A 20,294-nucleotide genomic window follows, 5' to 3' on the forward strand; every position below is an offset into this window, starting at 1 on the left:
TAACCGACACCCCAACCCAGGAATCCCGTCATGCCCAACAAGCTACCGCTCGCCACGCTGATCGAACTGGCGCAGAACAAGACCGACGAAGCCACGCGCCGCCTGGGCCAGCTGCAGACCGCGCGCACCAGTGCGGCCGAAAAACTCGAGATGCTGCAGCGCTACCGCCAGGAATACCTGGACCAGCTGCAGGTGCAGATGGGTTCGGGCGTACCCGCCGCGCAGCTGCGCAACTTCCGCAACTTCATCGCCACGCTGGACGCCGCCATCGAGCAACAGCGCGCCGTGACGGTACAGGCCGACACGCGGCTGGCGACCGGCCGCGGCGACTGGCAGAACAGCCAGCGCCGCCTCAACTCCTTCGACACCCTGGCCGGCCGTGTGCGCCTGCAGGAAATGGCCGTGCAGCACAAGCGCGAGCAGCGCGACAGCGACGAGCGCAGTGCCCGCCAGTTTTACATGCGTGCCAGCCTGCTGGGCCACTAGATAGATAGACCTCTCGAGAAACCGCCATGTCCCTGCTCCCCCCTACCCTCTCAGCCCCCGCCCCGGCGCCAACCGGCAACGCATCCTCGGCCTCTTCCGCAGCGTCCAGCCGCGGCGATGAAGCCGCCCAGGGCGACGGCGACAGTTTTGGCGACGTGCTGTCGCGCTCGCTTGCGGCTTCCGGTGAAGCACTCGCCAAGGCCGGCGGCAAACCGGCGGCCTCCGTGCCCGTCAAGCGCATCATCGACGACAAAAAATCCGACGCGCCCGAAGCGATCAATACCGCGGCGCTGCTGTTTATGCCGCTGGAAACCCGCATGGCCAAGGCGGCAGGCGCCGAGGCCGGTACTGCCGCCGCAGCCGGCGGCAGCGCGGCCGCGCCCCTGAGCGTCACGGCCGCGGCGGAGGCCTCGACCGCCGCCGCCGCACCGGCTGCCGCCACCGTGGCCGCGAACGATGCGACCCTGGCTGGCGATGCCGAAGCCGCCGCGCCGCAAGCCCTGCTCGCCGCCGGTGCGCCCCTTGCACCCACCAAAGACCGGGGGCCGGTTTCTGCGCCCACGGCCCTTGCGTCCGCAGCCGATGAAGCGGCCCTGGATTTGCCCGCCGGCAAAACCATCGCACCGGCCGCCGCATCCGATGCCGGCCAGGCGAAACAATTTTCAGCACACGATGAGCGGCCTGGCGGCGAAGCACGCGAGATTCCCGGCACCGACACGCGCGTCGAACAAAAGCCCGGCGCACCCAAGGCGCCCGCCATGGCGGCGGCCAACGACGCAGCCGGCCCGGCAACTGCCAACGTCAGCGCAGCCCCGGCAGCCGCCAGCCAGGTCGCTGCAACCGATGCACCCTCCGCGGCCCAAGGTTTCACGATCGGCACGGCAAGCGCTCCGGCGCACGGCCATGCCCAGGCTGCCGGCCAGCCCGCAGCGCCCTTGCCAAGTCAGGCAGCACTCACCCCCGAAGTCGGCAGCGGCGAATGGGGCCAGGCCCTGGGCCGGCAGATGCTGCACATGGGCAAGGCCGGCGAGCAGGTGGCCGAGCTCCAGCTGAACCCGCCGGGCCTGGGGCCGCTGAAGGTCACGCTGAGCCTGAACGACAACCAGGTCCAGGCGATGTTTGTGTCCGCCCACGCCTCGGTGCGCGCCGCCGTCGAAGCCGCGCTGCCGCAGCTGCGCAGCACGCTGGCCGACAACGGCATCAGCCTGGGCGACACCTCGGTCAATTCCGGCAGCCAGCAGCAGCCCGCCTTCGCCCAGGGCCAGGACGGCCGGCCCGGCCAGTCGGGCGCGCAAAGCCAGCGCACCCAGCCGGGCTACCTGCCGGCCGATGCGGCGGCGCCGGCGCCCACGGCCGCCGCGCCGGTGCACCCGCGCGGCAAGGTGGACACCTACGCCTGAACACCCGCGCGGCGGATACCGGCCGCCAAATGCCGAAGTTGAAGCGTTTTCCCCCTGCTGCTCCGGCGATGCAGGGCCGGCGTTTTACCCAACAATCGATTGACCAACCCAACCCCACACCGCCATGGCTACCAGCACACTCCCAGCGAAGACCCTCACCTCGCGCCAGCCCTCGCCCAAGCTCATCGCCCTGTTGATCGCCCTGTCGGCCCTGGCCGCCGCCGCGGCCGCCGGCGCGACCTGGTACCTCAGCAACCAGCGCAATGCCCAGGCCACGCCCGCCGTTACCTTGCCGGCCGCGCCGCTCTTCGTGGCGCTGGAGCCCATGACCGTCAACCTGCAGCCGGGCGGCCGCAGCCGCTTCCTGCATGCGGCCGTCACGCTGAAAGTGCCCGACGCCAAATCCCAGGCCCTGGTCACCCAGTACCTGCCCGAAGTGCGCAGCCGCCTGCTCACGGTGCTGTCCAACCGCGCCTCCGACGCGCTGATCACGCCCGAGGAAAAAGCCAAACTCGCCGCCGAGATCATGGCCGCGCTGAACCAGCCCCTGGTGCCCAACCTGCCCTCGCTGAAGATCTCCAGCGTGATGTTCACCACCTTCATGCTGCAGTAAGCGCATCGCCTGCACCTATTCGCCAGAACGCCGCCCAATGAAATCCGCCCATGGCCTATGAACAGCAGCTCTCGCAGGACGAGGTAGATGCGCTGCTGCAGGGCGTCACCGGTGACGCCGGCACGGCCAGCCCGCAGCCGCCCGCCCCCGCGGGCCCGCCGACCTACAACCTCGGCACGGACGAGCGCATCGTGCGCGGCCGCATGCACACGCTCGAGGTCATCAACGAGCGTTTCGCGCGCCACCTGCGCGGCGCGCTGCTGACCTTCATGCGGCGCAGCGCCGACATTTCGGTCGGCGCAGTGCAGATCCAGAAATACGGCGACTTCATACGCCACCTGCCGGTGCCGGCCAACATCAACATGATGCACATGAAGCCGCTGCGCGGCACGGCGCTGTTCGTGTTCGACCCCAAGCTGGTGTTCCTGGTCGTCGACAACCTGTTCGGCAGCGACGGCCGCTACCACGTGCGCATCGAGGGCCGCGACTTCACGCAGACCGAGCAGCGCATCATCAAGCGCCTGCTCAACCTCACGCTGGAGAGCTACGGCGGCGCCTGGCAGCCGGTCTACCCGCTCGAGTTCGAATACGTGCGCGCCGAGATGCACGCCAAGCTGGCCAACATCGTCGCGCCCAACGAGGTGGTCATCAACACCACCTTCCAGATCGAGTTCGGCCCCATAGGCGGGGCGCTCAATGTCTGCATCCCCTATTCCATGATCGAGCCGATACGCGACCTGCTGTCGAATCCGCTGCAGGACGAGATCGAGATCGACAAGCGCTGGGTCAAGCAGCTCTCGCAGCAGGTGCAGAGCGCCGAAGTCGAGCTGCGCGCCCACTTCCTGACCCTGCAGTCCAGCATAGGCCAGCTGCTCAGGCTGCAGGCCGGCGACGTGCTGCCCGTCGAGATCCCGGACACCATCATCGGCAAGGTCAACGGCGTGCCCGTCATGGAATGCGGCTACGGCACCTCCAACAACCACTATGCCCTGCGCGTGGAAAAAATGATCCACCACCAGGACAGCGACTCCAGCAAGGGAAAAGACCATGAGTGAAGACAGCAAAGAGCAGCCGGCGGCCGACGCCGACGACTGGGGCAGCGCGCTCGCCGAGCAGGCGCAGTCCAGCGCCGCCGCCGCGCCGCCTCCTCCACCTCCTCCGCCCGCGCCGCCCCCCTCCACCGCGGCCGGTGAACGCGTGTTCCAGCCGCTGCAGGGCAATGCCGCCTTCGAGATCGCGCGCGGCGACATAGACCGCGTGCTTGACGTGCCGGTGCAGCTGACCACCGAGCTGGGCCGCACGCGCATCACCATCAAGAGCCTGCTGCAGCTGTCCCAAGGTTCGGTCGTCGAGCTCGACGGCCTGGCCGGCCAGCCCATGGACGTCTTCATCAACGGCTACCTGATCGCGCAGGGCGAGGTGGTCGTCGTCAACGACAAGTTCGGCATACGCCTGACCGACATCATCACGCCGTCCGAACGCATGCAGAAGCTGAACCGATGAAGCCTGTATTCCGCACCGTGGTTCGAGGGCTTGCGGCCCTGCTGCTGGCCGGCCTCTGCCTGTCGGCCGGCGCGGTGCTGCCCACCGTGCCCGCGGCCGCCGCCGAGCCCGTGCGCGCGTCCTTCGGCGCGGCAGGCCTGCTGCAGGCCGGCCTGGGCCTGGCCTTTGTGGTCGCGATGATTTTCGGCTGCGCCTGGCTGGCGCGGCGCTTCGGCCTGCAGGCCGGCGGCAGCGGCCGCCTGCTCAAGGTCGTCTCCAGCGCCATGGTCGGCCAGCGCGAACGTGTGGTCGTCGTCGAGGTCGGCGGCCAGTGGCTGGTGCTGGGCGTGGCGGCCGGCCAGGTGCGCGCGCTGCACACCATGCCCGCGCAAAGCCTGCCTGGCAACCTTCCCGACAGCGACGCGGCGCCCGCGCCCCAGCGCTTCACCGGCCCCGGCAGCGCTTTCTCGAACAAGCTGCTCGAATCGCTGAACAAGCTCAAGAAACGCGACTGAGATGAAGAACAAGTTTGCCAGCCTGCGCGCCGGCGCGGCCCTGCTGCTGCCCGCGTTCATCGTGGTCGCCCTCGTGCTGCTGCCAGAGGCCGCATCGGCCCAGGGCCTGCCCGGCATCACCAGCACCAAGGGCCCGGGCGGCAGCCAGACCTGGTCGCTCAGCGTGCAGACCCTGGTGCTGCTGACCTCGCTGTCTTTTTTGCCCGCGCTGCTGCTGTCCATGACCAGCTTCACCCGCATCCTGATCGTGCTGGGCCTGCTGCGCACCGCCATCGGCACGCAGTCCTCGCCGCCCAACCAGGTGCTGGTGGGCCTCTCGCTGTTTTTGACCTTTTTTGTGATGTCGCCGGTCTTCGACAAGGTACACGCCAGCGCCTACAAACCTTTCGCCGAGAACAAGATCAGCGCCGAGCAGGCGCTGGAACGCGGCGTCGAGCCCTTCAAGCAGTTCATGCTCAAGCAGACTCGCGAAGCCGACCTGGCCCTGTTCGCCCGGCTCGCCAACATCGAGAAGCTCGAAGGCCCCGAGCAGGTGAGCCTGCGCATCCTGCTGCCGGCCTTTGTGATCAGCGAACTCAAGACCGCCTTCCAGATCGGCTTCACCATCTTCATCCCCTTCCTCATCGTCGACCTGGTGGTGGCCAGCGTGCTGATGTCCATGGGCATGATGATGGTGCCCCCGGCCACCATCTCATTACCCTTCAAGCTCATGCTGTTTGTGCTGGTCGACGGCTGGCAGCTGCTGATAGGCGCGCTGGCGCAGAGCTTTTATCTATAGGTAGCGAAACATGACTCCCGAATCCGTCATGGCACTGGGCTATGAGGCCATGAAACTCTCATTGCTGCTGGGCGCGCCGCTGCTGCTGGTGGCCCTGGTCACCGGCCTGCTGATCAGCCTGTTCCAGGCCGCCACCCAGATCAACGAGATGACGCTGTCCTTCATACCCAAGCTGCTGGCCGTCTTCGCCACGCTGGTGATCGCCGGGCCCTGGATGCTGGGCATCGTGCTCGACTACATGCGCAACCTGTTTTCCTCGATTCCGCAGATCGTCGGCTGACCCGGCGCCACGAGAAGCCCATGCAGCCGGTTTTTTCGGCCACCTCCGGCCAGCTCAACCTCTGGCTGGTGTTTTTTCTGTGGCCTTTTGTGCGCATGCTGGCGCTCATCAGCACGGCGCCTATCTTCAGCGAAGGCGCCGTGCCGCGCAGCGCCAAGGTCGCGCTGGCCGCGCTGCTGGCCTTCGTCGTCGCGCCCACGCTGGGCGCCATGCCCGCCGTGCCCCTGGTCTCCGCCGCCGGCTTCTGGATCCTGGTCCAGCAAATCCTGATAGGCGCGGCCATGGGTTTTTCGATGCGCCTGGTCTTCGCGGGCGTGCAGGCCGCCGGTGAATACGCCGGCCTGCAGATGGGCCTCTCCTTCGCGTCCTTCTTCGACCCCACCAGCGGCGGCAACACCATGGTCATCGCCCGCCTGCTCAACGTCATGGCCATGCTGATTTTTCTCGCGGTCGACGGCCATTTGATGCTGGTCATGGTGCTGGCCGAAAGCTTCCAGGCCCTGCCGATCTCCGATGCACCGCTGACGGCCGGCGGCTGGTTCCTGCTGGCCAACGCCGGCGGCGACATTTTTGCGAGCGGCCTGATGCTGGCCCTTCCCCTGATCGCCACCCTGCTCACGCTCAACCTGGCCATGGGCATCCTGAACCGCGTGTCGCCGCAGTTCAGCATTTTTGCGGTCGGCTTCCCCATCACGCTGCTGGCTGGCATCGCCATGCTGCAGCTGCTGATGCAATACCTCGCGCCCTTCCTGGAGCCGCGTTTTGCCGCGGCGTTCGCGGGAACGATGGGGTTTTTGCAGGGTTTGCGCCAGTAGCAGGGTTCGCGGGCACAGACCGGGTTTTAAGCACCTGGTTTCGATAAATCCCACAAACAATGACCGCGCGCGGACAATCCGCGCCGGCCTCCCTCGCTCGCTCGCATACCGTTCAGCGTCGCCACCAAAAGCCCGACCCACCATGCGGCGGGCAGCTACCGGCACAGCCAAAGCACCTCCCCACACACGTGATCGCCATGGGCCTTGCCCCACGGGCAAAGCGGCGGGAGTTTTCCGGGGAACGGGGGAGTCATGAGGAAACACACAGGCAAGGGGAAACAAGCCACACGCGCCAGGCGGGCATGGCTCGCGCATGCGGGCTGGCTCAGCATGGGCCTGCTCCTGCCGGGCGTCAGCCGGGCGGCCGGGCCAAACGCCAGGAAACCCGCCACAAAAGCCACGCCCAAGACCCACTACCTGGTCTCCGCCATCCTGCGCGAAGGCGTGCAGGACTTCACCTTCAGGCTGGTCCATTCCATGCAGTCGGCCAGCAGCGTCGACGAAGCCATCGGCATCTTCACGCGCCTGGCGCTTGAGAAATACCCGGGCCATGCGGTCGCACAAACCACGGTGACCGACATCGTCCTGCCGCCGGGTGCATGCACCGCAAGCAAACCGGGAAGCACCCGAAAGCCCAGCCCGACGCTTTATGCAGTCTCTGCGGTACTCGGCCACCAGGGCAACGACCTCGACACCCTGCTGGTCAACGGCTGGCTGCCCGGCCACAGCGCCGACGAAGCTTTGGGCCGCGTCCTGCGCGACGTGAAGGCCAGGTACCCGCTCTACACACCCGTCAGCACCCTGGCCACCGAGCTGGACCTGGCGCTGGCCGGCTGTCCGGCGACCAAGCCGATGACCGAGCCCGGCCCCGTGCGCAGCTTTGGGGAGCGGGCCTGATGAAGATGCACAACACTCTGGCCCGCCGCGCCGTGCTCGCCGCCCTGCAAATGAGCATCACCATGGCCCTGACCGGTTGCGCGGCCGCCGTCCAGGTGCTGGCTCCCGTCGGCGATGGAGCCGAACTTCAAACCAAGGCCTTGCCGGCCATCCCCCCAGGCCAGCGCCTGGAGAAATTCACGCTGTGCTATGAACTGCGCCGCCCGCGGGCGTCGCCGCTCGAGGCGCCCGTCAAACGTTTTTTGATAGAGGTCAGCCTGCTGGTCCCGCAGGACGACTGCCTGGCGCTGGATGCCAATGGCTGGCTAAGTGTGGTGCCTGGGCAGTGCACTCGCATGTCTGCGCAAAGCGCTTGTGAGGAGAAGCCATGAACAGACCTCTCGGAACGGCGAGCTGGCGCCGCGCCCTTCTTGTGTTGCTGGTCGCCGCCTGCACCGCTGGGCTTCCGGGTTGCGCGACAAAACCGCAGGCCCAGTACAAGGTTTATTTCTGCAACATGGAAACCACCTCGGTGTCGGAGATCCGCATCAACTACGGCGGCGCCCTGTGGGCGATTCCGCCGCTCCCCGCTCCGGCCAAGGGTAGTGATGGGAAGTGCCTGGGCGGCTATGCGATCACAACGATGGAAGTGCTACCCGAAGGCATGACCCTGAAATGGGTGCTGGGCGGCCGCCGATTTGAAACGGCCGCGCCCATCAAATCCAGGCTCAACGGGATTTATCCCACCAGCGGCATCCAGGTGGTTTTCCAGAACAGCCGCGTGGAGTTGTTTGAGTATGTCTACCCGACCAGCAACCACCTGGTGCGGCTGAGGATTTATCCGCCGATTGCGCCCAGGCCGGCGCCTGGGCCCAGGAAGCCGGTTCAGGTGGCTGGCACCGGCATCGATGAGGCAGTGGCCTTGTCTTTCCTGAGCCTCACGCCGCAGCCGGCGACAAGAAGCGGATATCCCCTACCCGATCCGCATTCAGACTCACCTCCTTTTTACAGGAATGAACCCATGAATATCTTCACAAAACCTCTACTGATCCTCCTGGCGCTCGAGTTCCTCGCTCTCAGTCCCGTGCAAGCCCAGCATGCCCGGACGCCAGGCGCAAGCCGTGAAGGCTCCTTCGACACGTCCTCGCGCTAAACACCCAACTCCTAGAGTAGTTTTCACATCGGCAATACAGGTCTTCCATATGAAGCGCAAATCAAGCTATTTACTTCTTTACTTAACCATTGCCGCGTTGTTGTTCCCGCTTTGGCTGGCACTCAAGCATTCATACATTTTTACTGTACGCGCAGATGGCACCTGCGGCATGCGACTGCACTCAATTGACACAGAACCAAGCGGCAAATTTCTTTTTACTTTTTACACACCAGTATCGGGCGTTACTGAAGAGGCTTCGCTAGCGCCAAACGCGTTGACGTTCTACGTTCTACGTTTCTCCAATGCTGCTCATCCGGAAATAGCGATCTCCGCACGAACTCAAGCGAAACCTACTTGGCGAGTACTGATGGACGACGAGGAAATCGAGCGGTCCAAGGCTACGGGGGGAATTATTGATTTTTCCGTTTCTAAAGAGGCACTTAAATGCGCCACTAAACCAACCAATATTTTTCTGGAGTAAAAAATGGGACTTTTTGATCAGTATTTAGCAGTTCTTACCCCCGCAGCCAAGCAATCTATCCAAGAAATGTCCTACTCAGGACTTCCTGGACGAACAGATGGTCCTGCAGATGCATATCGACATCTGCTTTGGGCTGCAGAACTCACAAGACGGCTGGGACAGCCTTTGGCAAGAGCAGTTCTCGACGGTCACGAGTTTATGGATTTTGGGGCGAATCCTCAAAACGCTGCACAACATGCAATTGACTATCACAACAACGCCATGGCGGAATCTGCGCCGCCGGTCATGGGGCAGATGGACCTGTCAGCCGCCCAGCTAGCGGCCCTTGCACCTGTGCTGGCCGCCAACTGGCAGTAGACGATGTGGCGAGCACCTGATCATCCGAACTCATAACTGCGGCACACTAGCCAGCAAATCCAATCCAGCAAGGAAGTTGATCGATCGTGCCAATGCTTCCAGATAGCCGCGCGGGTTCATTCAAGCCGCTGGCCTTCATGTGCCTTGCCTTGCTGCTAACCCCCAACATCGTGACGGTCGCATGCCTGCACCTGCTTTCTCAAGTAAACCTCACGGTGGTGTTGACGCGATTTCCTGGTTTCGGTACATCGTCCGAGATGATGGTGGCAGCCTTGCTGGCTATAGCGGTAGGTATGGCGGTCTCGCTGGTCATTGCCGCATTGAGCGGTAAAAGACCGACTCTGGCAGACATGATCGCCATTGCGCTCTCCCAAGCGGCCGCTTTTTTCCTGGCGATTGTGGCCTTGCTTCACAACCCCCAAGAGGAGTTTTGCAAAGCCGACCCCGTCGGCTCGGCACTTGCGAAGGCCTTTGACCTTGAAAGCTGCAAGCTGACCCCTGATTTCTGGATGCAGGCCGGTGTCGGTGGTCTGGTGGCGGCAGTATTTTTGGTGCTGGTACTGCGACTAGGTCGCGCTGCTGTTAAGGCCGTTTCCAATTGACTTGGAAGAGCATCATGAGTGAAACTTCTCCGGGCAGAGCCGCGCGGCAAGGGATGACGCCTAATTGGGCTTGAAGTGCGATAACTCTTCGGGATGACGTGAAGACCAAAGGAGGGGGCAGCATGAAATTTGAAATTCTTCGAAGCCGGATTTCCTCCGTCAACATTGCCCTTGCACTTCTCATTTTTGCGCATGCCGCATCCTCAATAGCGAAGCCCAACGAAAAGGCCGCGGCAAGTCCGGCGGCTGAGGCCTCTGCCAAGCCCGTTTGCATCTTTTCCGAAGCCGCCCAACAAAAAGCGCGAAGGCTTGTGGAACGCACCGACGCGTTCAAAACCGTTCAACGCCAGGCAAGGCAGGCGAAGCCGGTGGGTCGCGTCGTCTACCTAGACCGCCTCGGCATCGATCAACCGGAGTTATGGAAAGGCAAATGCCATCAGCCTGTAACTGTCTACGTAGACAGGCTGAACCGTTTTGAACGCCGATTCACTATGCTGGTAGACCTGGGAACAGGCAAGCTGTTTCTGGAAGACGCCAATGGCGAATATCAGGCGCTAAAGAAGTCCGCGCCCAAACGGGCTACACCCGCCATCCGCCCTACAAATAGTTAAACAAAGCAATCTGCTGAATCCGCACAAAAGTCTGCTGGCTGGCCTGCAGCGCGGTCTGGCGCTGGTAGAACTCGGCGATCGCGCTGGCGTAGTCGAGGTCTTGCAGGTCCGAGAGGTAGCTTTTGTCGTAGAGGGCGCGGGTGTCGCCGGTGTCGCCCAGGGCGTCGAGTTCCTGCAGGCGGGTGCCGACCGAGGCGCGCACCGTGAGCACGTTGTCGTGGGTGTTGGTGATTTTGCGGTTGGCAGTGCTCAGGGCGTTGAGCAGTTTGGACTGCGCGGCCGGGCCGGCGCCGTCGACCGGGGAGCGTAAAGCGGTGATCGCGGCGCTGATGGTGGCGAAGACGTCGGTGCCGGCATTCTTGGCGGTGGAGGCATGGAAGCTGTCGCCGGCCGCGGGGGCGCCGGTGATGCTGAGCTGCAGGCCGCCGAACTGGATGGGGCTGCCGGCGGTGAAGGTGGTCGAGGGCACGATGGACACCGGCGGCACGGTGTTGGTGTCGACCTGGTAGGTGGTCGGCGTGGTGAAGGTGATCACGAAGTCTTTGCCGTAGTTGGCGTTGGCAATGTCGACCACCGAGGTCGCGCTGAACACGCCGCTGCCGGTGTTGTTGGCCTGGGCGACGCTGACGTAACCCGCGCCGCCCTGCACGCTCTGGAAAATGCTGCGGCCATCGTCGCTGCCGGCCATCTGGCGCGACACGTCGACCTGCATCAGGCGCTGGCCCTGGTCGCCGGCGTAGAGGATGCTGCCGTCGGGCTGTTTCACAAACGGCGGGCTGCCGCTCTTGAAGCCGGCGAACAGGAACTGGCCGTTGCCGTCGTCGCTGTTGGCCAGGCCTTGCAATTGGTCAAACGCGCTTTGCAAGGTGGTGGCCAGCGTGCCGCGGTCGGCGTCGGTCATGGTGCCGTTGCCGGCCTCGACCAGCAGGCTTTTGATGTTCTGCAGCACGGTGGTCACGCTTTGCAGGGAATTCTCTTCCAGCGAAAGCATCTGCTCGGCCTGCTTGCGGCTGGTGGCGTACTGGGAGTTCAGCGCGATGGACTGCGAGACCGCGAGTGCGCGCGTGGCGCCCAGCGGGTCGTCCGAAGGCGCAAGGATTTTGGTCATGGCGCCGATCTGCTGCTGCACGCGCAGCAGGCTGCTTTGCTGCGAGCCCATGGCGCTCTGGCTTTGTTCGTAAAAAGACTGGGTGCTGATACGCATCATGAACTCCTGGTGGCGCTTGTAGGCTGCTTTGCTTGCTTGTGCTGTGCTTGTGAGTAAGTGAGCGCTTAGTGGCTGATGCCGAGGACTGCGTCGAACATCGTCGATGCGGTTTGGATGACCTTGGCATTGGCCTGGTACATCTGCTGGAACATCAGCAGGTTGGCGGTTTCCTCGTCCTGGTTGACGCCCGAGACCGACTGCTGGGCGCCGCGTATCTGCGTGGCCAGGCTGGTCTGCGCGGTGCCGGCGATCTGGATCTGCCTGGCCTTGTTGCCGACGCTGCTGACCAGCTGGGCATACGAATCGTTGAAGCTGGCCGTGCCGTTGCCCATGGTTTTTTTGTTCTGCAGCGCGCCCAGCAGCAAGGCGTTGCTGCCGTCGGAGACACCGCCGGTGTTCTTGTCCACGGTGAAGCTGTCGCCATTGGAAGGCGTGCCGCTGATGGTCAGGCTGATGCCGTTGAAGCTGAGGGTCGCGCCTGGCGTGTAGCTGACGGGTGAGCCGGGCGCATAGGGGCTGGCCGGGTCGGGCGTGCCGTCGGCGCGCGTCACGGTGACGGCCGCGCCCGCCGGGAAACCCGTGAGCTGGTTGGTGGTGCCGTCGTAAGTAAGCGTCACCTTCGCGGCCAGCGGCGTACCGGGGTAGGCCGCGTCGACCTTGCCGGCGCTGATCTTGCCGCTGCCCTGGTTGGCCGCCGTGTTGCCGGTGACGATGGGCGAGGCCGCCGCGATCTTGGCCGGGTCGGTCACCAGCACGTTAAGGTCGCGCGCGCCGCTGCGTGTCGGCTGGATCAAAAAGGAGTCGCCGGGCGCGCCGGCACCGCTGCCCAGCGTGAGCGTGACGCCGTCAAAAGTCGTGGTGTTCGCGGGCGCGGCGCCCGGGAAACCCGCGGTCATGGGGATGACCTGGTTGTCCGAGAGGCGGGTCAGCGTGTAGCTGGGGCCGGCGCCCACGTCGAGGCGGTAGTCGCTGGTGGTCAGCTGGTTGCTGTCGGAGAACGAAGGCGTCATCACCAGGTTGCCGGTGTTGCGGCTGTTCGCCACCAGGCTGGGGCTGGCCTGCGAGAAGAAGTTGCCGCCCAGCGCGCCGTTCAGGTCGACACCGAGCTTGTGCTGGGCGTTGAAGGCGTCCGACAAGGCAATCGCCATGCGGCCCAGCGCGTTCTGCGCGGGGGCCAGGGTTTCGTTGCGGAACTGCATCAGGCCGCCCAGCATGCCGGCGCTGCTGAGCATGCTGTCGGGCAGCTCGACGGCGCGGCCGGCCGCGTTCACCGCCGCGACGGCGATGCGGCTGGGGTCGGCGGCGGAGCGCACGGCCTCGAGTTTGGTGGCACTGTCGCCCAGCACCAGGGTCTGGCCGTTGCCGATGGTGATGTTGTACTGGCCGCCGTCCTGCACCACGAGCTTGGTGCCGACCAGCAGGCCCAGCTGGTTGACCAGCTGGTCGCGCTGGTCCAGCAGGTCGTTGGGGGCCTGGCCGCCCGAGGCGTTGCTGAACATCGCCACCTGCTTGTTCAGGTTGGCGATCTGCTCGGCATAGGTGTTGATCTGCGCCACGGTGCCGGAGATCTGGTCGTTGGTGGTGCTGTTCAAGCCGGTCAGGTACTGGTCCATGGAGCGGAACTGGTTGGCCGTGGCCTGGGCGGAGCTGATCAGCTGCTGGCGCGCGGCCGGGTCGGCCGGCGTGTTGGCGACAGCCTGGATGTTGGTGAACAGCGACTGCAGCTGGGGCGCCAAGCCGGCCTTCTGGTTGGCCAGCAGGTTGTCGATCTGGCTGATCTGCGTGTAGTAGGTCGTCAGCGACTGGTTCAGCGACTGCGCCTGGTTGAGCTGCGAGGCCAGGTAGGCGTCGTAGCTGCGCGTCACGTCGGCCACCTTGGCGCCGCTGCCGAAGAAACCGACACTCGCGCGGTAGGTGCCGCCGGCCGAAGCGATCTGCGCCGACTGCCGGCTGTAGCCCGGCGTGTTGACGTTGGCGGTGTTGTGGCCGGTGGTCACCAGCGCGGCCTGGGCCGCGTTGAGGCCGCTGAGCCCGGTGTAGAACATGTTATTGGACATAAGTCGGGTCTTTCACGGCGGCGGGTTGCGCCTGGGGAATGCGGGTGACGCTCACGGGCTGTCTATATATAGAGGGATAACGGCTGGGCCTGGGGAAACTTGAGGGTGAATCCTGATCAAATCCCCTCCTGCGCCCATTCCTTCCCCCATTCCCTCTCCCTCTGGGAGAGGGTTAGGGTGAGGGCTCCCCGATCTGGAGAATCGGTAGTGTTTGATACGCCGCCGGCCCTCACCCCCCGCCCTCTCCCAGAGGGAGAGGGAGCGAGAGAGAAATTACGCGGTCAGCGAACGTTGCCACCTTTTGGCGCGTTCTTCGAACTCGCGCCGGCGATCCTCATCAGCTTGCCCGGCCTTGTAAACCGAGTCGCCAATCAGTCCCTTGATTTCCTTGACCGCCGCCGCGCTGCGCTGGGCCAGGTGTTTGACTTCGGCGGCCACGGCGGCGAAACCGCGGCCCTGCTCGCCGGCACGGGCCGCTTCGGCGGCGGCGCTGTGGGCCAGGCTGCGTGTGCGCAGCGCGATGCCGTCGATCACGCCAATGATGTCGGCGATTTTTTCAGCGGGCAGGGGGCCCGGCCTGGCGGCCGCCGCCACACCGGGGTAGCCCAGCGTCAGAGGCAATTTTTCAACAGTCGATACCGGATGGCTTGTGGTCGCGTGCATGCGCACTCCTTGGAAATCAATGGTGTTGTCTGATGCAAGGCCATGCCCGCGGCACGCCTCGCCTCTGCTTATCGGCCGGTTCTGGCAAAACTTGAGCATTTGTTCACGCCACGCGGATTTTTTAAACTGCGTTTCTTCTGTGCTTAAAACGTTTCCCAGCTTCCGCCGCCGGCACCGGCACCGGCCGCCAGCGGGGGCGCGATGGCCTGGCGGGCCTGGGGCGGCTGTCTTGGTGTTGACGTCGGACGGACCGGGGTGGCGGGACGGCGCGGCGCGGGCACCTGCCCATCGCCTTCTTCGAGCTTGAACACGCTGACGGCTTCCGACAGGCCGGCGGCCTGCTCCTGCAGCGAGGACGCTGCCGCAGCGGCTTCTTCCACCAGGGCCGCATTCTGCTGCGTGACCTGGTCCATCTGGGTGATGGCCTGGTTGATCTGTTCGATGCCCGAGGTCTGTTCCTGGCTGGCCGCCGTGATCTCGGCCATGATGTCGGTCACCCTCTTCACGCTGTCGACGATCTCGTCCATGGTCTTGCCGGCCTCGGCAACCTGCTTGCTGCCCTCTTCGACCTTGTCGACCGAGTCGCCGATCAGGGTCTTGATCTCCTTGGCGGCGGCTGCGCTTCGTTGCGCCAGGTTGCGCACTTCTGCGGCCACCACGGCAAAGCCCCTGCCCTGCTCGCCGGCACGCGCGGCTTCGACAGCGGCATTGAGCGCCAGGATATTGGTCTGGAAAGCGATCCCGTCGATGACGCCGATGATGTCAACGATCTTCCTGGACGAAGCATTGATCGCGCCCATCGTTCCCACAACTTCCGCGACCACACTGCCGCCCTTGACGGCCACACTGGAAGCGGACACCGCCAGCTGGTTGGCCTGGCGGGCGTTGTCAGCGTTTTGCTTGACGGTGCCCGTGAGTTCTTCCATCGAGGCCGCCGTCTCTTCGAGCGAGCTCGCCTGCTGTTCGGTGCGCGAAGACAAATCATGGTTGCCGGCCGCGATCTCGCTGCTGGCCGTGGCGATGGTGCCGCTGGCCTGCCGGATCTCGCTGATGACGCGGGCCAGTTCCTGCTGCATCTTGTGGATGGCATACAGCAGGCTGCGGCTATCGCCCTTGCGCAGTTCCACCTGCACCGTCAGGTCGCCTTCGGCCACGCGGTCCACGATGGTCGCGGCATAAGCCGGCTCACCGCCAATCTGCAGGCCCAGCATGCGCGCCATGGCCACGCCCAGGCCCACGCTGGCGGCGATGCCGCCCAGCACCAGCACGACCATCATCAGGCGCGAGGCCTTGTAGGTGCCGGTCACATTCTCCATGCTGCCCCGGGCCAACTGGTCGGTATGCGCCACCAGCTTCTGCATCACTTCTTCCAGCGCGCGGGATTCCTTGACCAGGCTGGCGCTGTCGTCGGCCACGCGGCCGTCGTACTGCGAAGAGTCCATGGACTGCTTGAGCACCAGCGCCACAAACTCGGTCATCTGCTGCCTGAGGTGCGGCATCCTGGCTTCGTACTGCTGGTACAGCGACAGGCCTTTCTCATCGCCTTCGAGCAGGGGCTTGACCTCGGCCATGCGCTCTTCAATGCCCTGCAGGGCAGCCGCGATGTCTTTTTTGCCGGTGTTGCGCTCGCCGATGGACGAGGCCGCCTGCAGCGTCATCTGCGCGCGGCTGGCGTAGAGCAGGTGGATGTTGGCCTCCTGCACGCCCTTGAGCACCTGCACATCCCGGCCGTAAAGGCCCTCGGTGGCGGCGCTGATGCGGCCCATGTGGAAAATGCCCAGCCCACCGATGATGGCACCAATGGCCGCCACGATGAGGAAACTGCCGACCAGCTTGGTCATGACACGAAGTTGATGAAACCACTGCATATTTTTATTCCTTGTAGGGCCCCTGATGCGGGCGTTGAACTCAGTTAATTCACTTTCATCGGGAGCCGATCACAAAGCCCAGCGAAGCGGTCCTGGCTAGGCGCGCCGCCGCAGACAGTGCTACAGCACGGCAAGGCGGCGCAACAACGCCAGGAGGGCTTTTTGATCGGCTCCCTAAAAAGTCTCCCAGTTGTCGCCTGCCATGGCGAGCTCCTCTTTTTTGTTTGGTACAGGCTTGCGGCCAGACGATGCGATGGCCTGCCGAGCCGGCGGCGGTTGCCTCAGCGGGGCGGCCGGCCGCATGGCGGCAGTGGGCCGTTGCACCGCAAAGTCGTCGTCCAGCTTGAACACGCTGACCGCCTCCGACAGGCCGCTGGCCTGCTCCTGCAAGGAAGAGGCTGCCGCAGCGGCTTCTTCCACCAGCGCCGCGTTCTGCTGCGTGACCTGGTCCATCTGCGTGATGGCCTGGTTGATCTGTTCGATGCCGGAAGTCTGTTCCTGGCTGGCCGCCGTGATCTCGGCCATGATGTCGGTCACACGTTTGACGCTGTCGACGATTTCGTCCATGGTCTTTCCGGCTTCGGCGACCTGCTTGCTGCCTTCTTCGACCTTGTCGACCGAATCGCCTATCAAGGTCTTGATTTCCTTGGCAGCCGCAGCGCTGCGCTGGGCCAGGTTGCGCACTTCGGCCGCCACCACCGCAAAGCCCCTGCCCTGCTCGCCGGCCCGCGCGGCTTCCACCGCTGCGTTCAAAGCCAGGATATTGGTCTGGAAGGCAATCCCGTCAATCACGCTGATGATGTCGACGATTTTTTTGGACGACGCATTGATCGCGCCCATGGTGTCCACCACCCCCGCGACCACACCGCCGCCCTTGACGGCAATGCTGGAGGCCGAGGCCGCGAGCTGGTTGGCCTGGCGCGCGTTGTCGGCGTTCTGCTTGACGGTGGAGGTGATCTCTTCCATCGAGGCCGCCGTCTCCTGGAGCGAGCTGGCCTGCTGTTCGGTGCGGGACGACAGGTCGTGGTTGCCTGCCGCAATCTGGCTGGAAGCCGTCGCGATGGTGTCGGTTCCGCTGCGCACATTGCCGACGATGCCGACCAGGTTGTCGTTCATGTTCTTGAGCGCCTGCATGAGCTGGCCGGTCTCGTCCTGGCTGCCCACCACGATGCGGCTGGTCAGGTCGCCGGCGGCCACGGTTTCCGCGACCTTGAGGGCGCGGCCCAACGGGCGGGTGATGCCCAGCGTGAGCCACCAGGACAGCAGGCCGCCCAGCGCCAGGGCCGCCAGCGCCATGGCGCCCAGGCTGAGCCGGCTTGAGCGGTACAGCAGGTCGATGGCGCTCACGGTCTTGTCGATGTTGGCTTTCTGGAAAGACAGCATGGCCTTGATGCTGGCGTCATAGGCTTCCAGCGCCGGCACCAGTTTGCTGTCGACCATTTCCAGCGCCTGCTCGGCCTGGCCCTCGGCCTTGAGCTTGAGCGCCGCGGCGCGGATGCCGATGTAAGCACTGCGCTTCGTCAGGCTGTCTTCGTAGAGCTTTTTTTCCTCGGGCGTTTCCAGCATGGCCAGCAGCTTTCCCGAGGTCTCGGTGATCGCCAGGCTGGTTTTCGAAATCGCCTTCTGGAAGTATTCCTGGTCGCGCGGGTCGCTGGTCTTGACCAGCGCGAAGGTGCGCACGCTGTTGGTGCTGGTGGCCACCAGCCAGTCGGCCGCCAGCCTTTCCTTGACCAGCGCGCGGCTGGCCATGTCGCTGGTGGCGTGGCCTACGCCCTGCAGGCGCCAGATGCCCAGCGCCGCGATGGCGGTGAGGAACAGCAGCACCAGGGCGAAGCCCAGGCCTAAACGTGTTCCGATCTTGAAATTGCGGATGATCATGGGCGTCTTTGTGTGTGGGGCTTGTGTGTGCTGGCGTGTGCTTGTGGCCGGTGTCAGGTGTTCATCTGCCGCATGATGCGCACCAGTTTTCCGCCGTACTCGGGATCGGTCGCATAACCGGCGCGCTGCAGGCCGTGGGCCGCCTCGGCCGGGTCGCGCGTGGCGACCACGCCGGCATAGCGCGGGTTGTTCGAGAGGAATTTCGCGTAGTCGGCAAAGGCTTCGTCATAAGAGCCGTAGGCGCGGAAGGCGGCGCGTGTTTTCTGCGGCGCGCCGTTGACAAATTCGGTCGTGGCGGTTTCGGCCACGGGGCCCTTCCAGCTTCGGTCGGCCTTGATGCCGAAGACGTTGAAGCTGCTGCTGCCGTCTTCCATGCGGATCTCGCGCTTGCCCCAGCCGGACTCCAGCGCCGCCTGCGCCATGATCAGCTGCGCCGGCACGCCGCTGGCTTCGCTGGCGCGCTGCGCGGCCGGCAGCAGGCGCGAGACAAAGGCCTCGACGTGCGCCTGCGGCAGCGCGCTGCGGCTCAGCGTCGCCTGCGCGGTGGCTTCTTCATACAGCGACAGGTCGGGCGCGCGGCCCACAGTCGCAGAGGCCTGCGGCAGCGGGCGGGATTTGGGCGCCACCGCGCCGGCCTCGCCGGGGAGGACGAGCATGGGCAGGCCGCCGGCTTGCGGCGCCGCCGCCTCGCCGCCGGCCATGCGGCTCAGCTGCGCGTACATGGCATCGGCCAGGCCCAGGCCGCGGCCCGAGAGGTTTTGCGACAGCTGCTGGTCCAGCATGGAGGTGTACATCTTTTCGGACTGGCTGCTGAACAGGCCGTCCGAGGGCGTGGCCTCGCGCATGCTTTTGAGCACCATGTTCATGAACATGACCTCGAACTGCTTGGAGGCCTGCTTCATGCCTTCCTGCGGGGAGGCGCGTGCCGTGCGCCGCAGCTCGTCCACGCCCTGCACGTCCAGCGACAGGCGCTGGTCGAGCACGCCGGCGGCCGGCAGGTTCATGCCGTTGAGGTTGGCAAGGCTGGCGTCGCGCATCAAATAATCTCGAGTTCGGCGCGCAGCGCGCCCACGGCCTTCATGGCCTGCAGGATGGACACCAGGTCCTGCGGGTTGGCACCCAGCGCGTTGAGGCCCTTGATCACGTCGGCCAGCGAGGCACCGCCCTTGACGACCTGCAGCGCGCCGCCGCCCTGGCTCAGCTCGATCTGCGAGCGCTGGGCCGCCACGGTGTTGCCGCCCGAAAAGGGGCCGGGCTGGCTGATCACCGGTTCGGTGTTGATCACCACCGAGAGGCTGCCGTGCGCCACCGCACAGTCGTTGATGCGCACCGTCTGGTTCATCACCACCGAGCCGGTGCGCGCGTTGATCACCACCTTGGCCACGGCCTGCGAGGGGTTCACGTCGAGGTCTTCGATGCGGGCCAGGAAGCCGACACGCTCCTCGGGCCGGGCCGGCGCGCTGACCTGGATCACGCGGGCGTCCAGCGCCTGCGCGGTGCCGGGGCCGAAGCTGCGGTTGATCGCGTCCACGGCTTTCTGCGCGGTGCCGAAATCGGTTTTGTTGAGTTCAATCATCAGCGTGCCGTCGCCGCCCAGCGGCGATTCCACCGCGCGCTCGACGATGGCACCGGCCGGGATGCGGCCCGAGCTCAGCTGGTTGACCTTGACCTGGCTGCCGCTGGCCGAGGCGCCCGCGCCGCCGACCACCATATTGCCCTGCGCCAGCGCATAGACCTGGCCGTCCGCGCCCTTGAGCGGCGTCATCAGCAGCGTACCGCCGCGCAGGCTCTTGGCATTGCCCAGCGAGGACACGGTGATGTCGATGGCCTGGCCCGGCCGCGCAAACGGCGGCAGCACGGCGGTCACCATCACGGCCGCCACGTTCTTGAGCTGCATATTGGTGCCGGGCGGCACCGTCACGCCGAGCTGGCCCAGCATGTTGTTGAGGCTCTGGGTGGTGAAAGGCGTCTGCATGGTCTGGTCGCCGCTGCCGTCCAGGCCCACCATCAGGCCGTAGCCTATCAGCGGGTTGTCGCGCACGCCCTGGATGCTGGCGAGGTCCTTGAGGCGTTCGGCTTGTGCGGGCGCCATGGCCAGGACCGGCAGCAGCAGGCACAGCTTCAGGGCCAGCAGGCCCAGGGATGGAAGTTTCGGTGTGGTGCGCATCATGG

At 65.1% G+C, this 20,294-nt stretch carries 22 protein-coding genes and 1 pseudogene; 16 read left to right on the forward strand and 7 right to left on the reverse strand.

Going from position 1 to position 20,294, the window contains the following annotated elements; genetic code table 11:
• Nucleotides 1-30: 30 nt before the first annotated feature.
• The 16 genes from fliJ to ACSQ27_RS22010 all read left to right on the forward strand — a co-directional run bounded on the left by fliJ (nucleotide 31) and on the right by ACSQ27_RS22010 (nucleotide 10,449).
• On the forward strand, nucleotides 31-486 hold the full coding sequence (gene fliJ, locus ACSQ27_RS21935; RefSeq protein WP_436157608.1) for a flagellar export protein FliJ: 456 nt from the start codon (nucleotides 31-33) through the stop codon (nucleotides 484-486).
• Between the two features lie 26 nt (nucleotides 487-512).
• Entirely contained in the window at nucleotides 513-1,886 is a 1,374-nt protein-coding gene (locus ACSQ27_RS21940) for a flagellar hook-length control protein FliK (protein ID WP_436157609.1), read from the forward strand.
• A 124-nt stretch (nucleotides 1,887-2,010) separates the two neighbouring features.
• On the forward strand, nucleotides 2,011-2,499 hold the full coding sequence (gene fliL, locus ACSQ27_RS21945; RefSeq protein WP_436157610.1) for a flagellar basal body-associated protein FliL: 489 nt from the start codon (nucleotides 2,011-2,013) through the stop codon (nucleotides 2,497-2,499).
• A gap of 50 nt (nucleotides 2,500-2,549) precedes the next feature.
• Nucleotides 2,550-3,554: a flagellar motor switch protein FliM gene (gene fliM / locus ACSQ27_RS21950; RefSeq protein ID WP_436157611.1), complete on the forward strand. Its 1,005-nt coding sequence runs from the start codon at nucleotides 2,550-2,552 to the stop codon at nucleotides 3,552-3,554.
• Nucleotides 3,547-4,002, forward strand: a complete 456-nt coding sequence (gene fliN, locus ACSQ27_RS21955) for a flagellar motor switch protein FliN (RefSeq protein WP_436157612.1) — start codon at nucleotides 3,547-3,549, stop codon at nucleotides 4,000-4,002. Before fliM ends, fliN begins: the two co-directional genes overlap by 8 nt.
• Complete coding sequence (gene fliO, locus ACSQ27_RS21960; RefSeq protein WP_436157613.1) at nucleotides 3,999-4,496, forward strand: flagellar biosynthetic protein FliO; 498 nt, start codon at nucleotides 3,999-4,001, stop codon at nucleotides 4,494-4,496. The genes fliN and fliO overlap by 4 nt, the downstream gene beginning before the upstream one ends.
• Nucleotide 4,497: 1 nt before the next feature.
• Nucleotides 4,498-5,274, forward strand: a complete 777-nt coding sequence (gene fliP, locus ACSQ27_RS21965) for a flagellar type III secretion system pore protein FliP (RefSeq protein WP_436157614.1) — start codon at nucleotides 4,498-4,500, stop codon at nucleotides 5,272-5,274.
• A 10-nt stretch (nucleotides 5,275-5,284) separates the two neighbouring features.
• Nucleotides 5,285-5,554 carry a flagellar biosynthesis protein FliQ gene (gene fliQ / locus ACSQ27_RS21970; RefSeq protein WP_436157615.1) on the forward strand — a complete coding sequence of 90 codons (270 nt, stop codon included), beginning with the start codon at nucleotides 5,285-5,287 and terminating at the stop codon, nucleotides 5,552-5,554.
• 20 nt (nucleotides 5,555-5,574) lie between these two features.
• Complete coding sequence (gene fliR / locus ACSQ27_RS21975) at nucleotides 5,575-6,369, forward strand: flagellar biosynthetic protein FliR (RefSeq protein ID WP_436157616.1); 795 nt, start codon at nucleotides 5,575-5,577, stop codon at nucleotides 6,367-6,369.
• Nucleotides 6,370-6,621: 252 nt separating this feature from the next.
• On the forward strand, nucleotides 6,622-7,266 hold the full coding sequence (locus ACSQ27_RS21980; RefSeq protein WP_436157617.1) for a hypothetical protein: 645 nt from the start codon (nucleotides 6,622-6,624) through the stop codon (nucleotides 7,264-7,266).
• Nucleotides 7,266-7,637 (forward strand): hypothetical protein, encoded by a 372-nt coding sequence (locus ACSQ27_RS21985; RefSeq protein ID WP_436157618.1) that lies wholly within the window; start codon nucleotides 7,266-7,268, stop codon nucleotides 7,635-7,637. Before ACSQ27_RS21980 ends, ACSQ27_RS21985 begins: the two co-directional genes overlap by 1 nt.
• A gap of 44 nt (nucleotides 7,638-7,681) precedes the next feature.
• Complete coding sequence (locus ACSQ27_RS21990; RefSeq protein WP_436157619.1) at nucleotides 7,682-8,398, forward strand: hypothetical protein; 717 nt, start codon at nucleotides 7,682-7,684, stop codon at nucleotides 8,396-8,398.
• A gap of 49 nt (nucleotides 8,399-8,447) precedes the next feature.
• Nucleotides 8,448-8,879, forward strand: coding sequence for a hypothetical protein (locus ACSQ27_RS21995; protein ID WP_436157620.1), 432 nt, complete (start codon nucleotides 8,448-8,450; stop codon nucleotides 8,877-8,879).
• 3 nt (nucleotides 8,880-8,882) lie between these two features.
• Nucleotides 8,883-9,236 (forward strand): DUF6973 domain-containing protein, encoded by a 354-nt coding sequence (locus ACSQ27_RS22000; RefSeq protein ID WP_436157621.1) that lies wholly within the window; start codon nucleotides 8,883-8,885, stop codon nucleotides 9,234-9,236.
• An 86-nt stretch (nucleotides 9,237-9,322) separates the two neighbouring features.
• Nucleotides 9,323-9,838: a hypothetical protein gene (locus tag ACSQ27_RS22005; RefSeq protein WP_436157622.1), complete on the forward strand. Its 516-nt coding sequence runs from the start codon at nucleotides 9,323-9,325 to the stop codon at nucleotides 9,836-9,838.
• A 122-nt stretch (nucleotides 9,839-9,960) separates the two neighbouring features.
• On the forward strand, nucleotides 9,961-10,449 hold the full coding sequence (locus tag ACSQ27_RS22010) for a hypothetical protein (RefSeq protein WP_436157623.1): 489 nt from the start codon (nucleotides 9,961-9,963) through the stop codon (nucleotides 10,447-10,449).
• Here the strand turns inward: ACSQ27_RS22010 and flgL are convergent.
• The 7 genes and pseudogenes from flgL to ACSQ27_RS22045 form a co-directional block, all read right to left on the reverse strand.
• The gene (gene flgL, locus ACSQ27_RS22015; RefSeq protein WP_436157624.1) at nucleotides 10,436-11,653 is read right to left on the reverse strand and encodes a flagellar hook-associated protein FlgL; all 1,218 of its coding nucleotides are present in this window, start codon (nucleotides 11,651-11,653) and stop codon (nucleotides 10,436-10,438) included. The genes ACSQ27_RS22010 and flgL overlap by 14 nt on opposite strands.
• 68 nt (nucleotides 11,654-11,721) lie before the next feature.
• A complete protein-coding gene (gene flgK, locus ACSQ27_RS22020) occupies nucleotides 11,722-13,713 on the reverse strand; it encodes a flagellar hook-associated protein FlgK (RefSeq protein ID WP_436157625.1) in 1,992 nt (663 codons plus the stop codon).
• Between the two features lie 357 nt (nucleotides 13,714-14,070).
• A pseudogene (locus ACSQ27_RS22025) lies at nucleotides 14,071-14,274 on the reverse strand (methyl-accepting chemotaxis protein); the annotation flags it as partial.
• A 245-nt stretch (nucleotides 14,275-14,519) separates the two neighbouring features.
• Nucleotides 14,520-16,244: a methyl-accepting chemotaxis protein gene (locus ACSQ27_RS22030; RefSeq protein ID WP_436157626.1), complete on the reverse strand. Its 1,725-nt coding sequence runs from the start codon at nucleotides 16,242-16,244 to the stop codon at nucleotides 14,520-14,522.
• A gap of 174 nt (nucleotides 16,245-16,418) precedes the next feature.
• Nucleotides 16,419-18,122: a methyl-accepting chemotaxis protein gene (locus ACSQ27_RS22035; protein ID WP_436157627.1), complete on the reverse strand. Its 1,704-nt coding sequence runs from the start codon at nucleotides 18,120-18,122 to the stop codon at nucleotides 16,419-16,421.
• Nucleotides 18,123-18,175: 53 nt separating this feature from the next.
• Nucleotides 18,176-19,159 (reverse strand): flagellar assembly peptidoglycan hydrolase FlgJ, encoded by a 984-nt coding sequence (gene flgJ, locus ACSQ27_RS22040; protein ID WP_436157628.1) that lies wholly within the window; start codon nucleotides 19,157-19,159, stop codon nucleotides 18,176-18,178.
• A complete protein-coding gene (locus ACSQ27_RS22045; protein ID WP_436157629.1) occupies nucleotides 19,159-20,292 on the reverse strand; it encodes a flagellar basal body P-ring protein FlgI in 1,134 nt (377 codons plus the stop codon). Before ACSQ27_RS22045 ends, flgJ begins: the two co-directional genes overlap by 1 nt.
• Nucleotides 20,293-20,294: the final 2 nt, after the last annotated feature.

The sequence above is a fragment of the Polaromonas sp. LjRoot131 genome (genome assembly GCF_964252805.1).
Taxonomy (GTDB): domain Bacteria; phylum Pseudomonadota; class Gammaproteobacteria; order Burkholderiales; family Burkholderiaceae_C; genus Polaromonas.

Bases quoted from the DNA above. Each gene is read 5' to 3' on its own strand.
- fliJ (WP_436157608.1), top strand. From the start codon at position 31: ATGCCCAACAAGCTACCGCTCGCCACGCTGATCGAACTGGCGCAGAAC.
- ACSQ27_RS21940 (WP_436157609.1), top strand. From the start codon at position 513: ATGTCCCTGCTCCCCCCTACCCTCTCAGCCCCCGCCCCGGCGCCAACC.
- fliL (WP_436157610.1), top strand. From the start codon at position 2,011: ATGGCTACCAGCACACTCCCAGCGAAGACCCTCACCTCGCGCCAGCCC.
- fliM (WP_436157611.1), top strand. From the start codon at position 2,550: ATGGCCTATGAACAGCAGCTCTCGCAGGACGAGGTAGATGCGCTGCTG.
- fliN (WP_436157612.1), top strand. From the start codon at position 3,547: ATGAGTGAAGACAGCAAAGAGCAGCCGGCGGCCGACGCCGACGACTGG.
- fliO (WP_436157613.1), top strand. From the start codon at position 3,999: ATGAAGCCTGTATTCCGCACCGTGGTTCGAGGGCTTGCGGCCCTGCTG.
- fliP (WP_436157614.1), top strand. From the start codon at position 4,498: ATGAAGAACAAGTTTGCCAGCCTGCGCGCCGGCGCGGCCCTGCTGCTG.
- fliQ (WP_436157615.1), top strand. From the start codon at position 5,285: ATGACTCCCGAATCCGTCATGGCACTGGGCTATGAGGCCATGAAACTC.
- fliR (WP_436157616.1), top strand. From the start codon at position 5,575: ATGCAGCCGGTTTTTTCGGCCACCTCCGGCCAGCTCAACCTCTGGCTG.
- ACSQ27_RS21980 (WP_436157617.1), top strand. From the start codon at position 6,622: ATGAGGAAACACACAGGCAAGGGGAAACAAGCCACACGCGCCAGGCGG.
- ACSQ27_RS21985 (WP_436157618.1), top strand. From the start codon at position 7,266: ATGAAGATGCACAACACTCTGGCCCGCCGCGCCGTGCTCGCCGCCCTG.
- ACSQ27_RS21995 (WP_436157620.1), top strand. From the start codon at position 8,448: ATGAAGCGCAAATCAAGCTATTTACTTCTTTACTTAACCATTGCCGCG.
- ACSQ27_RS22000 (WP_436157621.1), top strand. From the start codon at position 8,883: ATGGGACTTTTTGATCAGTATTTAGCAGTTCTTACCCCCGCAGCCAAG.
- ACSQ27_RS22010 (WP_436157623.1), top strand. From the start codon at position 9,961: ATGAAATTTGAAATTCTTCGAAGCCGGATTTCCTCCGTCAACATTGCC.
- flgL (WP_436157624.1), bottom strand. From the start codon at position 11,653: ATGCGTATCAGCACCCAGTCTTTTTACGAACAAAGCCAGAGCGCCATG.
- flgK (WP_436157625.1), bottom strand. From the start codon at position 13,713: ATGTCCAATAACATGTTCTACACCGGGCTCAGCGGCCTCAACGCGGCC.
- ACSQ27_RS22030 (WP_436157626.1), bottom strand. From the start codon at position 16,244: ATGCAGTGGTTTCATCAACTTCGTGTCATGACCAAGCTGGTCGGCAGT.
- ACSQ27_RS22035 (WP_436157627.1), bottom strand. From the start codon at position 18,122: ATGATCATCCGCAATTTCAAGATCGGAACACGTTTAGGCCTGGGCTTC.
- flgJ (WP_436157628.1), bottom strand. From the start codon at position 19,159: ATGCGCGACGCCAGCCTTGCCAACCTCAACGGCATGAACCTGCCGGCC.
- ACSQ27_RS22045 (WP_436157629.1), bottom strand. From the start codon at position 20,292: ATGATGCGCACCACACCGAAACTTCCATCCCTGGGCCTGCTGGCCCTG.